The following is a 12,141-nucleotide window of genomic DNA, read 5'->3' on the forward strand; positions in this document are numbered from 1 at the left end:
GCTGTGGAAGGTATCCAGAAGATCACGCGGTGGCCGCCTTCACGTGCAGGGCCCGCTGGTCACCGGGGCCGTCGCACACCACCTTGGTGGACGCCACTCTCCGCGGTCCGGTCGGGAGGCAGGGGATCACAGCCGTACCTCTCGCGGTACTGCTCAGGGATCATGAGCTGAAGCGGTTCGCTCGCTTCGTCGTCTCGTCTCCGCCTCCGGCTCACGTCGCGCATCTCAGCACAGCTTCAAGCGCCGAGCTGTCCCTGAAGCCGCCCTCACGGCGAGCCGGCCGGTGTCCCAGAGCGGCCCACTACGAGACGGTGGGCCTACTTCCCCCTGGTCTGCATCCGGAACAAGGCCACCGTCGATGCCAGGATGGCGAGCGAGGCCAGGCAGCTGCCCAGTAGCCACCAATCGCTGTCCGCCACCATGCCGACCACCATCACCACGAGGCCGACGATGGCGACAGGCAGGGCCGCGACGGCGGCCCATGCAGCTGGGCTCTGGGGACGCTGCACGCGGAGACCATAGGCATGCCCCCTCAGGGAAGGGCTGCTCAGCGGCGAACTTCACTCCCACGGTTGAGAAGTGCGCCGGGTGTGTCCCATAGGCCGCCTTCAGGGACACAGCCGACGTGTCGCGCTGTAGGTGGGTTAGGTCGGACGAAATGCCTGGACACGTGTCTCATCCACTCAGACGGTCCGGCATGCTTGGTGTAGCCGCCGCACGTGTCATAGGAGGAAGTGACGGCAGGCCATCGCGCAGCCGTTCGCCAGGCCGGGGGCGATGAAGTCCGCCGAACGGCCGTTGGGCCGGGTGACCAGCCCCTTGCGGACCCCCAGCACCAGCGTCTCGGTCTTCACCCGGACCCAGCGCTCGACGTTGCCGGCGTTGCCGTGCAGCTCGGGGATCCGCCAGTGCGACGCCACCTCCACCACCTCGGCGCCGGGGAACCGCCCCAGGACCTGCCGCCCGCGCGGGGAGTCCAGGGCGGCCGGCTCGGCGTAGACGCGGCGGACCTGCAGCAGGTGGTTGGGCGGCATCGGCGCCGGGGGCGGCTCGACGTCGAAGAGCGTGAGCGGCTCGGCGGCTCCCATGCCGGGTGCAGCGCCGGCGGGGGGCCCGCCATTCCGGTGCGAGACTTCGCGCGTGACCGCAACCGGCGCCCCCCGCATCGACCTCAACGCCGACCTGGGCGAGGGCTTCGGCGTCTGGCGCCTCGGTGACGACGACGCGCTGCTCGAGGTGGTGAGCAGCGCGAACGTCGCCTGCGGCTTCCACGCGGGGGACCCGCTGACGATGCGCCGGGTGTGCGCCGCGGCCGTCGCCGCCGGGGTGGCGATCGGCGCCCAGGTGTCCTACCGGGACCTCGCCGGCTTCGGCCGGCGGTTCCTCGACGTCGCCCCCGACGAGCTGGCCGCCGACGTCCTGTACCAGCTCGCCGCGCTCGACGGCGTGGCCCGGGCGTCCGGCGGCCGGGTCTCCTACGTCAAGCCGCACGGCGCGCTCTACAACGCCGTGGTGCACCACGCGGTGCAGGCGCGCGCCGTCGTCGAGGCGGTCACCGCCCACGACCCGGGCCTGCCGGTCCTCGGGCTGCCCGGCTCGCTCCTGCTCCGCACGGCCGCGGACGCGGGCCTGCCGACCGTGGCGGAGGGCTTCGCCGACCGGGGGTACGCCCCCGACGGCACTCTCGTGCCCCGGGGGTCGGCGGGGGCGCTGGTGCACGACCCGGCCGTCGTGGCCGAGCGGGCGGTGCGCATGGCCGCCGAGGGCACCGTGGTCGCCGTCGACGGCAGCGTGGTGCAGGTCGAGGTGGCCTCGGTCTGCGTGCACGGGGACACCCCCGGCGCGGTGGACCTGGCGCGGTCGGTGCGCGCGGCGCTGGAGACGGCGGGGCTGCGGATCGGGCCGTTCACCGGGTGACCGGTCAGCCGCCCGGGCGCAGGTCCTCCGGCGAGCGGCGGCCGTCGAGCAACTCGGCGGCGACCTCGTCGACGGTGCGCCCGGCCGCGTAGGCGTCGGCGCGGAGCAGGGCCAGCGCCTCCACGGGGTCGACGTCGAGGGCGACGCTCAGCTTGCCCACCGCCTCCCACGCCGCCGCCCGCCGCCGCGGCGCGGGCCCCTGCAGCCACCCCGGCCCTTCGGCGGGCGTCCAGGTCGACCACAGCGCCGCGTCGCTGAGCGCCGAGGTGACCAGCTCACCCACCGCCACGGCCGCGAAGACGTCGAGCGCGGCGACGTCGGCCGCCCGGGTGAAGAACAGGTCGAGCGCCCCCGGCCCGGCCGGACCCGGGCGCAGGGGGAGGGCGACGACGGCGCGGAAACCCGTGCCGCCCAGCAGCAGGTCGGCGAAGAGCGGCCAGCGGCGCCGCAGGTCCTCCTCGACGGCGAACACCGGCTGGCCGGTGGCCTCGGCGGCCGCGCACGGCCCCTCCCCGGCGGTGAACTGCATGCGCTCGGCGCGGGCGGCGTCCGGGCTGCTGCCGCCCAGCGGGATCCGCCGCCCGGCGCCGTCGACGAGGGTCAGACCGGCGCCGTCGACCCCGAGCAGGTCGGCGGCGGCCCGGCTCAGCCGCTGGGGGAGCGCCTCCGGACCGGCGAGCTCCGGGTCGGAGTGCCGCGCGAGCGCCGCCTCGAACCGCCTGCCGATGGTCACGCCCGATTGTCCGCCCGCACACCCGGATCCACATCCCGCGGCGCGTCCTCCACCGTCCCCGGCCGGTAGGTGTAGGCCGCCTCCCGCACCGCCTCGTCGGACTCGAGCCCGGCCCCCAGCGCACCACCGACCGTCGCCAGCGAGCAGGTCAGCCAGGCCAGCTCGAGGTAGTCCGGGAACGTGACCGGGTGCCCCAGCCCCTCGGCGAAGAGCGGATCGACGACCAGCAGCAGCCCGCCGAGCAGGGCGAGCACGAACAGCGCGAGGTACAGCGACAGCACCCCGATGACGACGGTGGCCACGGTGGCGGCGTTGAACAGCGCGACCTGCTTGCGCACCCGCCGGCTCCGGGGCCGCTCCCACAGCTGGGCGCCCACGACGAGGGCCCCGGCGATGGCCACGACCGAACCCACGCCGACCAGCGCCAGCCGCCACGCCCCGTAGGCGTCGGCCAGCTGCCAGATGTCCGGGGTCACGAGCGCGAAGACGCCGGCGGCGATGGCCGCGGTCAGCGCGCGGGACAACCGGACGGCCAGCCGCCAGGGCCGGTTGGCCCGCACCATGCCGCTGAGCAGGCGCAGGTTGCCCGAGAGGACGCGGGCGGTGAACCGGACGCCCTCGGCGGAGCCGTCCGGGTCGGTGGCCAGCTGGCGCAGCCGGAGGCCGAGCGCGGCCCGGTCACCCGGGTCCGCGGGGTCGTCGTCGCCGTCGCTCACCAGTGCCTGCACCAGCCCGACCGCCGTCTCCACCGCGCGCCGCCGCCGTCCCACCGCCCCGAGCGCCGGCAGCGAGAGCACCCCGACGCCGTGCACCGGGCTGGCGTGGGCCACGACCGGGCGCCGGGACACCTCGAGCGGGACGTCGGTGAGGCAGACCGCGAGGTCCCAGTCGGCCGACAGCAACCGCTCGCGGGTGGCGGCGACGAGCTCGGCGTCGTCGGCCGGGGGCTGCACCAGCCCGTCCTCGACCACCGGCACCCGCCAGGTCACCTCGGGGTGCCGGGCCGAGAGCTCCGCGGCGAGCTCACCGGCCACGCCCCGGGCGAGCTCGGCGGCGGCGCCGGGGGCAGCGACCAGGCCGACGACCACTGTGGGCGCGCAGCCGGGGATCGTCCCCGCGTCGTCGCGTGGGTCCTGGGCGGCCGGCGGCGAGGTCACGGCGGGCCAGCATTCCAGCCGGCCCGCGCACCGGCGGGCCGGGGCGCTCGCCGGTACCCGATCATGGGGCGGTGACGGGCAGCGAGGGCGGCCACCGCGTGACCGCCTACGGCGACCGCGCGGTCCTCGTCGAGGCCGCCGACCCGGCCGGTGCGCCCGGCCTGCACGCGGCGCTGCTCGCCGCCCCGCTGGCCGGGCAGGTCGACCTGGTGCCCGCCGCGCGCACCGTCCTGGTGCTGCTCGACCGGCCGGTGACCGACCGGGACCTGGCCGCGCTCCGCGGGCTCAGCCCCACCGGCACGTCGCGCGGGCCCGCGCCGGACCCGCTGGTGCTGCCGGTGGTGTTCGACGGGCCGGACCTCGCCGAGGTCGCCCGCCGGACCCGGCGCACGGTGGAGGACGTCATCGCCGCGCTGACCGGCGCCGCGCTCACCGTGGCCTTCGGCGGGTTCGCCCCCGGCTTCGGCTACCTGACGGGCCTGCCGGCGGACCTGCACGTGCCGCGCCGGGCCACCCCGCGCACGCGGGTGCCTGCCGGGTCGGTGGGGCTGGCCGGGCCCTACGCGGGGGTCTACCCCCGGGCGTCGCCGGGCGGGTGGCAGCTGGTCGGGCGCACCGACGCGGTGCTCTTCGACGTCGACCGGGACCCGCCGGCGCTGCTCGCGCCCGGCAGGCCGGTCCGCTTCCGGGCGGTGGGCTGAGTGCTGACCGTGCTCACCCCCGGCCCGTTCGCGACCGTGCAGGACGCCGGCCGCACCGGCTGGGCCTCGATCGGCGTCCCGCGCTCGGGCGCCGCCGACCGGCAGGCGGCGGCGCTGGCCAACCGGCTGGTGGGCAACGACCCCGCCGCCGCGGTGCTCGAGGCCACCGCCGGGGGGCTGCGGGTGCGGGCCGAGCGCACCCTGCTGGTGGCGGTGACCGGTGCGCCGGTGCCCGTGGTGGTCGACGGCCGGCCGGCCCCGTTCGCCGCGCCGACCACGCTGCGCCCCGGCGCAGTGCTGGGGCTGGGCACCCCGCCGGTGGGGCTGCGCAGCTACCTCGCGGTGCGCGGCGGCATCGACGTCCCGCCGGTGCTCGGGTCGCGCAGCACGGACACGCTGTCCGGCCTGGGCCCGGCCGCGCTCGCGTCGGGGACGCGGCTGCCGGTGGGTGGGCTGGCGGGGGACGAACCGGTCGTCGACGTGGCCCCCGTGGCCGCGCCGCCGGAGCGGCCGGTGCTGCGGGTGCTGCCCGGGCCGCGGCGTGACTGGTTCGACGACGCCGCGTGGCCGGCCCTGCTCGCCGGGGCCTGGGAGGTGGGCGCCGCCAGCGACCGGGTGGGCCTGCGGCTGGCCGGGCCCCGGCTCGGGCGGTCCCGCCAGGGCGAGCTGCCCAGCGAGGGGCTGGTGCCCGGCGCCCTGCAGGTGCCGCCGGACGGGGCCCCGGTGCTGTTCCTGGCCGACCACCCGGTCACGGGGGGCTACCCGGTGCTCGCCGTCGTCGTCACCGCGGACCTGCCCGTGGCCGCGCAGCTGCGGCCCGGCGACGTCGTCCGCTTCCGCGCCGCGCGCTGACCCGCAGCGCGTGCTGCCGCGACCCGGTGGGTGCTCCCGGGCGAGTGGCGTTCTGCCCACACCCGCGGGGCAGAGCGCTACTGCCGCAGGAGGACTGCCCCCGTGCCCGGCACCGTCGTCGCCGGAGCGGCGGGGGCCCGACGGGTCAGGCGCCGCGGACGGGGAGGACGGCCGGACCGTGCGGCCCCGGCACGATCCGTGCGCGGGCGCCGTAGTGCTCCGACAGCACGCCGGCGGTGAGCACCTGCTCCGGGCTGCCCTCCGCGACCACCCGGCCCTCGGCGAGCAGCGTCAGGTGGTCGGCGTACTGCCCGGCGAGGGTGAGGTCGTGCAGCGTGCTCAGCACGGTCAGCCCGTCCTGCCGGCGCAACCGGTCCAGCAGGTCGAGCACCTGCTGGGCGTGGCCGAGGTCGAGCGCGGCGGTCGGCTCGTCGAGCAGGAGCACCCGCGGTTGCTGCGCCAGCGCCCGGGCGAGGACGGCGCGCTGCTGCTCCCCGCCGGACAGGGTGACGACGGCCCGGTCGGCCAGCCCGTCGAGCTCGAGCCGGCCCATCACGTCGGCGACCACCTCGCGGTCGACCCGGCGGGGGGCGGCCAGCAGCGGGCGGTGCGGGGTGCGCCCCAGCAGGACGTAGTCCCGCGTGCTGACCCCCTCGGGCAGCACCGGCAGCTGCGGGGCGTAGGCCAGCAGGCGGGCGCGGTCGCGGCGGGGCATGCCGGCCAGCGGCCGGCCGTCGATGCGCACCTGGCCCGTGTGGGGGTGCAGGCCCAGCACCGAGCGCAGCAGCGTGGACTTCCCCGAGCCGTTCGGCCCGATGACGCCCAGCCAGCCGCCGGGCTCCACGGTGAACCGGACGGCGGAGAGCACCGGCCGCCGCCCGTAGCCGGCATCCAGGCCGACCACCTCCACCCGCGCGCCGCCGCGGGGTTCCGCCGTCGTCTCCCGGCCGCTCACCGCCGCCGTGCCCCCGCCCACAGCAGGCCCGCGAAGAACGGGGCGCCGACGAATGCGGTGACCACCCCCAGCGGCAGCTCCGCGGGGGACAGGACGGTGCGGGCGAGCAGGTCGGCGAGCACCAGGAACGCCCCGCCGGCCAGCAGGGAGACCGGCAGCACGCGGGCGTTCGCGGCGCCGACCAGCCGCCGGACGATGTGCGGCACGACCAGCCCGACGAAGCCGATGAGGCCGCTGACCGCGACGGCGGACGCGGTCGCGAGCGAGGCGGCGACCACCACCAGCAGCCGCAGCCGACCGGGCTGCACGCCCAGCGAGCGCGCCTCGTCGTCGCCGACGGCGAGCACGTCCATCGGCCGGGCGCACAGCAGCAACGTGCCCACGGCCACCCCGAGGTAGGGGAGCACGAGGCCGACGTCGGACCACTGGGCGCCGCCCAGGTGCCCGAGCAGCCAGCCGTAGATCTCCCGCAGGTCGTCGGTGTTCTGCTGCTGCACCAGCGTCTGCGCCGCCGCGAGGAACGCGGCGACCGCGATGCCGGCCAGCAGCAGCGACGCGCTCTGCGACCCGCCGGCGACGTGCCCCAGGGCCAGGGCGCAGCCCACGCCGACGAGGGCGCCGACGAAGGCGGCCAGCGGGACGACCCCGACCGGGCCGACCTGCTGGCCGGGCGCGTAGGCGATCACCAGGGTGGCGCCGAGGCCGGCCCCCGCCGCGGCGCCGAGGAGGTAGGGGTCGGCGAGGGGGTTGCGGAACACCCCCTGGTAGGCCGCGCCGGAGACGGCCAGCCCCGCGCCGACCAGCACCGCGAGCACCACGCGCGGCAGGCGCAGTTCCACCAGCACCGCTGCCCGGGTGCCCTCCAGCGCGCCGGGCACGTCGAGCCCGAGCGGCGCCACCGCGCGGTCGAGCAGCGTGGCGACGACAGCACCGGGCGGCAGCGGCACGGCGCCGACCCACACCCCGGCCAGCACCGCGGCCACCAGGACGACGGCGGTCCCGGTACCGGTGAGGAACGCCGAGCGCCGCGAGCGCACGGCACCCGGCCCGGCCGTGGTGCGGACGGACCGGGTGCCGGGTGCTGCGGTGCTCATGCCGGGGAGGTCCTCAGCCCTGCAGCGCCCCGGCGACGGTCTCGGCGAAGTCCGCGACGCGCGGGCCCCAGCGGGAGGCGACGTCGTCGTCGGCCTCCACGACCCGGCCGTCCACGACCGCCGGCACGTCGCCGAAGCCCGGTCGCTGCGCCACGGTCTCCGCGCTCTGGGCGCAGCACCTGGTGTCGGCCAGCACGATGATCTCCGGCGCCTGGTCGACGACGTACTCGGCCGAGAGCTGCGGGTAGCCGCCGCTGGCGTCCGCCGCGCCGTCGGCGATGTTCTCCAGGCCGAACAGGCTGTAGATGCTGCCGATGAACGTGCTGCTGTCCGCGGAGTAGAGCTCGGGGCCCAGCTCGTGGAACACCCGCTGGCCGGCGGCGTCGGCGGGCACGGAGTCGACGGCGGCCTGGATGCGGTCGCGCACGTCGGCCACGACCTCGGCGGCCTCCTCGGGGTGGCCGGTGGCCTCGCCGAGCAGCTCGATCTGCGCGTAGGTGTCGTCGAGGTCCGCCGCGGCCTCCAGCAGCAGCACCGGCACGTCGAGGGTCTCCAGCGCGTCGACGATGCCGTTGGTGTCGTTGCTGAGCACGACCAGGTCCGGCTCGTACCCGGCGATGGCCTCGGCGTTGGGCGTGAACGCCGACAGGTCCGTCGTCGGGGCCTCGGCCGGGTGGTTGGAGTTGTCGTCGACGGCCTCGACCTGGTCGCCGGCGCCGATGGCGAACAGCATCTCCGTCGCCGTGGCCGACATGGACACGATGTCCTCGGGACGCTCCTCGAGCGTGACGTCGCCGTTGGCCCCGGTGACCGTCACCGGGAAGTCGCCGCCGGCCGACGCCGACGCGGTGGGCTCGTCGGCGGGCGTGCCGGACGACCCGCCGCAGGCGGTCAGGGCGAGCAGGGGGGCGGCCAGCAGGCCGACGAGGGCGGGAGAGCGCCGCCGCGGGGCGGAGGCGAGGAACCGCGGAGCGCGGGGGGAAGTGCCGGGCAAGGAGGGCCTCCACGGGAGGCGGCGAGCGTCGTCGCCCGAGCTGGACCGACGCTCGGTGCGCGACCCCTGCCGCGAGGGTCGGGTGCACGGCGCAGGGCAGGCGATCTGGCTCGGCCTTCCGGGGGAGGCCTTCACAGTTGCGGGACAGCGCCGGGTTCGCACCGGACTTCGCTGCTGCTGCACCGCCGGCGCGGGGCCGGCGTGCAGAAAGGTACCAGCGCCGGCGGTCCGGGCCGCGGCGTCGGTGGGTCAGCAGGGCGTGCCGGGGACCCCCCCGGGCGAGGGCCAGGCCGTGGCGAGGACCACCCCGCGGAGCCGCGATTCGTCGACCGGTCCGAAGACGCGGGAGTCGATCGAGCCCTCTCGCTCGTCGCCGAGCAGGAAGACCGCCCCCTCGGGGACGCGGACCGGCCCGAACCAGACGCCGTCCAGACGCGCCGGGTCGCTCCACGGCTCGCAGACGGCGGCGCCGTCCACCACCAGGACGCCGTCCTCGACGGCGACGGACTCCCCGCCGAACGCCACCACCCGCTTGACCAGCGGGGCGGCGCCCGGCTGCTCGGGATCGGCCACGACGACGTCCCAGCGCTCCACCGACACCGGCCACCGCAGGACCAGCGCCAGGTCGCCCGCGTCGATCGCCGGCGCCATGCTGCCGGACGAGACGCGCACCAGCTGCACCGGGAACAGGCCGAGCACGGAGAGCACCAGGCAGACGAGGAGGCCTGCGCCCAGGCGCGGCAGCAGGGCGGGCCGCTTCCGGCCCGCGGCCCGTGGTGCCGCGTGCCGCCCGGCGGTGCGGGGCGGGCGGTCAGCCACGGCGGGACCCGGCGACGTGCATCTCGGCTGCTCCCGTCCACCGCCGCGTTCGGTGCGGTGGGGGCACGGTGCCCCAGGGACCCCGCCGGCGGGCAGCCGCGTGCGGGGGCATCCCCTGGCCCCCCGTCCGGGGGGTCCCCGCGCGAGGGGTCACCGCTCGGCGCCGACCGGGAGGTGCACCGCGATGCAGGCCCCGCCGCCCGGCCGGTCGCCGATCTCGACACGGCCGCCCAGCGCGGCGACGCGGTCGGCCAGCAGCGTGAGCCCCAGGTGCCCCTCAGGGCTGCCGCGGTAGCCCGGGCCGAAGCCGACGCCGTCGTCGGCCACCTCCAGCCGGACGGTCGTCTGCGGCCCGGCGCCCTCCGCCTCCAGCGTCACCCAGACCCGGGTCGCCTGGGCGTGGTGCACCACGTTGGCCAGCGTCTCCTTGGCGGTGCGGTAGAGGACCGCGGTCTGCTGGGGGGCCAGCGGTGGCAGCGGTCCGGTCTGCACGTCGACGCTCAGGCCCTGCTCCTGCAGCGGGAGGGCGAGGTCGTCCAGCGCCCGCGGGAGCCCGTCGGCCGAGAGGTCCGGGGGGTAGACGTCGAGCATGACCCGGCGCAGCGAGGCGACGGCGGTCCGCACCACGCCCGCCAGCCGGTCGACCATGACCCGCCGCTCGTCCGGGACGCTGTTGCGCAGCGCGGTGAGGGCGTAGCTGACGCCGGCCAGGTCCTGCACGGGGCCGTCGTGCAGGTCCGCGGCGATCGCCCGGCGCTCCCGCTCGGAGGACTCCAGGGCGGCGTCGGCGAGGGCGGCGCGCTCGGCGTCGTTGCGCCGCACCCGCTTGGCCAGCGAGGCGGCGATCGGGAACTGGACCGCCTGGAGCAGCACCAGGCCGCCGAGCGCCATCGGCAGGATCTCCCCCCGCAGCCGGGAGGCCTGCCGGGCGATCACGTCGTAGTCGTAGTAGATCTCGAGCACGAGGTTCTCGCCCCCGGCCGGCAGCGGGGCGTAGACCTCGAGGGCCGGGTCACCGTTCGGCGCCCGGTAGCTGGTGTCCGGTGAGTCGTCGATCTCGGCGACCACCCGGCCGGCGAGCGCGGCCCGCACCTCATCGGCGAGCGGCTCCTGCTCGCCGATGAGCCGGCGATCGCTGGAGTAGACGACGCGGCCCTGGTCGTCCCAGACGATGATGGACTCGATCGAGGGGTCGCGGAGCCGGTTGGCGACGGCGCGCTCGAACTCGATCCGGTTGGCCACCGTCCCGTTCAGGTAGCCGGGCACCAGTGGTCCCAGCGCGATGGTGGCGATCCGCACCGTGGTCCGCTCCACGTCCTCGAGCGCGTTCGACCGGGCGATGCGCTCGCTGATGAAGACGGTGGCGGTCGAGACGGCGACGAGCGCCAGCACGGCCGCGACGGAGAAGTAGGTCAGCTCCCGGCCGATCCGCGATGCGGGCCGGCGGCGGTACCACGCTCGGTGGTACGGGTCCTCTGCGGTCATCCTCCGCGTTCAGCGCTCGCGGGAGGGCGCCAGCAGCCCCAGCTCCTGCGCCTTGATCACGGCCTCCAACTGCGACCGGACCCCGAGCTTGGTGTGCAGCGACTTGACGTAACCCCGGCAGGTCTCGACAGTGATGCCCAGCAGCCGGGCGATGCCCTTGACCTGCATGCCGCGACCCAGGCAGTCCAGGACCTCCTTCTCCCGCCGGGTGAGCACGGGAGGAGCGGCGGTGCGCACGGCCGGCGCGGACGGGGCGCCACCGTTGAAGGCGGACGGCGCGACCAGCATCTGCCCGAGGCGGACGCGCGAGAGCACGTCGATCATCTCGTCCAGCGAGCCGTTCTTCGGGATGTAGGCCGATGCGCCGGCCTGGGCCGCCCGCACCACCCAGGCGGGGTCGCAGTGCCCGGTGACGACCGCGACGATGGTCCCGGGCGAGACCTCCCGGATCTGGCGGGTGGCGGTGAGCCCGTCCTGCCGGGGCATCTCGATGTCCATGATCACGATGTCGGGGCGCAGGTCCCGGGCCATGGCGACGGCCTGGGCGGCCGACGTCGCCGTGCCGATGGGTTCCATCCCGGCCGACCGCAGGGCCCCGGCGAGGAGTTCCGCGAAGGTGCGGTGGTCGTCGACGACCATGAAGCGTGCCGCGTCGACGCGGGTGGGACGGTCGGACAAGGTCATGAGCGGCACGGTCGACTCCCCAGTTGCCGTGGCCTCCCGGAAGGGAGGCTCTCCGTTGACGGGGGAGTATGCGGACGACCAGGCCCTTCTGGTACTGAAAAGGGCCGTACCGGGACCTTGGTCCTCATCCTGTGGGCTTGATCACCGTCGCGCCCTCGCCGTGCGTCGCCACTGCGCTGCGTAGCGTTCGCGATCGACAGGCAGTAACCGGGCGGGCGCCAGGTCAGAGAGGGCGTCCCCCGCAGGCCGCCGTCTCCGGCCAGGCGCTGCCGCCCTCGGCAACGGTGCGGATGTGGTCGGTGAGTGCGTCGGAGTCCTCGCCCTTGGCGAGGAAGCCTGCCGCGCCGAGCGCCCTCGCCTCCGCCATGAGCCCCGACCCGACCGTGCCGGTCAGCAGGACGACACGGACGTCGGGGAACTCCTCGCGCAGCTGCGCGGCGGCCTCCAGCCCGGTCATCCGGGGCATCACGTGGTCCAGCAGCGCGACGTGCGGACGGGTCGACCGCGCGGCCGGCAGGACCTCGTCCCCGTCGGAGCAGGCGGCCACGACCGCGATGTCGGTGGTGGACCCGAAGAGGTCCACCAGCGCGAGCCGGACCCCCGTGTGGTCGTCGGCTATCAACAGGCGGATCACGAGCACCCCTGTCCTGGGGAGGCGGTCGGGAGCGCCGGTGGTTCCAGCGCGGCGACGGCAGTGGGTGGTGGCCGGGTGGCAGTCTGCTTCCCCGATCGCGGGGGCGCCAACCGGGG

14 protein-coding genes and 1 riboswitch are annotated in these 12,141 nt (G+C 76.4%); of the genes, 3 read left to right on the forward strand and 11 right to left on the reverse strand.

Going from position 1 to position 12,141, the window contains the following annotated elements; genetic code table 11:
* Positions 1-317 precede the first annotated feature (317 nt).
* The gene (locus E9529_RS19860; protein ID WP_236832997.1) at positions 318-509 is read right to left on the reverse strand and encodes a hypothetical protein; all 192 of its coding nucleotides are present in this window, start codon (positions 507-509) and stop codon (positions 318-320) included.
* Between the two features lie 213 nt (positions 510-722).
* Complete coding sequence (locus E9529_RS19865; protein WP_236832998.1) at positions 723-1,088, reverse strand: spore photoproduct lyase family protein; 366 nt, start codon at positions 1,086-1,088, stop codon at positions 723-725.
* A 52-nt stretch (positions 1,089-1,140) separates the two neighbouring features.
* Here E9529_RS19865 and E9529_RS19870 point away from each other — a divergent pair, with 52 nt between their 5' ends.
* A complete protein-coding gene (locus tag E9529_RS19870; protein ID WP_236832999.1) occupies positions 1,141-1,917 on the forward strand; it encodes a LamB/YcsF family protein in 777 nt (258 codons plus the stop codon).
* Positions 1,918-1,921: 4 nt separating this feature from the next.
* Here E9529_RS19870 and E9529_RS19875 read toward each other — a convergent pair whose 3' ends face one another.
* On the reverse strand, positions 1,922-2,650 hold the full coding sequence (locus E9529_RS19875; protein WP_236833000.1) for a GAF domain-containing protein: 729 nt from the start codon (positions 2,648-2,650) through the stop codon (positions 1,922-1,924).
* Positions 2,647-3,807, reverse strand: coding sequence for a hypothetical protein (locus E9529_RS19880; protein WP_236833001.1), 1,161 nt, complete (start codon positions 3,805-3,807; stop codon positions 2,647-2,649). The genes E9529_RS19875 and E9529_RS19880 overlap by 4 nt, the downstream gene beginning before the upstream one ends.
* 71 nt (positions 3,808-3,878) lie before the next feature.
* Here E9529_RS19880 and E9529_RS19885 point away from each other — a divergent pair, with 71 nt between their 5' ends.
* Both E9529_RS19885 and E9529_RS19890 read left to right on the forward strand, forming a co-directional pair.
* Complete coding sequence (locus E9529_RS19885) at positions 3,879-4,508, forward strand: allophanate hydrolase subunit 1 (RefSeq protein WP_236833002.1); 630 nt, start codon at positions 3,879-3,881, stop codon at positions 4,506-4,508.
* Entirely contained in the window at positions 4,509-5,360 is an 852-nt protein-coding gene (locus E9529_RS19890) for a biotin-dependent carboxyltransferase family protein (protein WP_236833003.1), read from the forward strand.
* 145 nt (positions 5,361-5,505) lie between these two features.
* Here the strand turns inward: E9529_RS19890 and E9529_RS19895 are convergent, their stop codons facing one another.
* The 7 genes from E9529_RS19895 to E9529_RS19925 form a co-directional block, all read right to left on the reverse strand.
* Positions 5,506-6,315: an ABC transporter ATP-binding protein gene (locus E9529_RS19895; protein WP_236833004.1), complete on the reverse strand. Its 810-nt coding sequence runs from the start codon at positions 6,313-6,315 to the stop codon at positions 5,506-5,508.
* Positions 6,312-7,409: an iron ABC transporter permease gene (locus E9529_RS19900; RefSeq protein WP_236833005.1), complete on the reverse strand. Its 1,098-nt coding sequence runs from the start codon at positions 7,407-7,409 to the stop codon at positions 6,312-6,314. Before E9529_RS19900 ends, E9529_RS19895 begins: the two co-directional genes overlap by 4 nt.
* 13 nt (positions 7,410-7,422) lie before the next feature.
* Positions 7,423-8,403, reverse strand: coding sequence for an ABC transporter substrate-binding protein (locus tag E9529_RS19905; protein WP_236833006.1), 981 nt, complete (start codon positions 8,401-8,403; stop codon positions 7,423-7,425).
* A 104-nt stretch (positions 8,404-8,507) separates the two neighbouring features.
* Positions 8,508-8,570: riboswitch (cobalamin riboswitch) on the reverse strand.
* An 82-nt stretch (positions 8,571-8,652) separates the two neighbouring features.
* Positions 8,653-9,222: a signal peptidase I gene (gene lepB / locus E9529_RS19910; protein WP_236833007.1), complete on the reverse strand. Its 570-nt coding sequence runs from the start codon at positions 9,220-9,222 to the stop codon at positions 8,653-8,655.
* A gap of 150 nt (positions 9,223-9,372) precedes the next feature.
* Complete coding sequence (locus E9529_RS19915; protein WP_236833008.1) at positions 9,373-10,707, reverse strand: sensor histidine kinase; 1,335 nt, start codon at positions 10,705-10,707, stop codon at positions 9,373-9,375.
* 9 nt (positions 10,708-10,716) lie between these two features.
* Positions 10,717-11,391 (reverse strand): response regulator transcription factor, encoded by a 675-nt coding sequence (locus E9529_RS19920; protein WP_236833009.1) that lies wholly within the window; start codon positions 11,389-11,391, stop codon positions 10,717-10,719.
* A 223-nt stretch (positions 11,392-11,614) separates the two neighbouring features.
* Positions 11,615-12,031 (reverse strand): response regulator transcription factor, encoded by a 417-nt coding sequence (locus tag E9529_RS19925; protein WP_236833010.1) that lies wholly within the window; start codon positions 12,029-12,031, stop codon positions 11,615-11,617.
* Positions 12,032-12,141 lie beyond the last annotated feature (110 nt).

The sequence above is a fragment of the Blastococcus sp. KM273128 genome (assembly GCF_021698975.1).
GTDB lineage: Bacteria > Actinomycetota > Actinomycetes > Mycobacteriales > Geodermatophilaceae > Blastococcus.

Coding starts and splice junctions, on each gene's coding strand:
- E9529_RS19915 (WP_236833008.1), bottom strand. CDS start 10,707: ATGACCGCAGAGGACCCGTACCACCGAGCGTGGTACCGCCGCCGGCCC.
- E9529_RS19865 (WP_236832998.1), bottom strand. CDS start 1,088: ATGGGAGCCGCCGAGCCGCTCACGCTCTTCGACGTCGAGCCGCCCCCG.
- E9529_RS19920 (WP_236833009.1), bottom strand. CDS start 11,391: ATGACCTTGTCCGACCGTCCCACCCGCGTCGACGCGGCACGCTTCATG.
- E9529_RS19900 (WP_236833005.1), bottom strand. CDS start 7,409: ATGAGCACCGCAGCACCCGGCACCCGGTCCGTCCGCACCACGGCCGGG.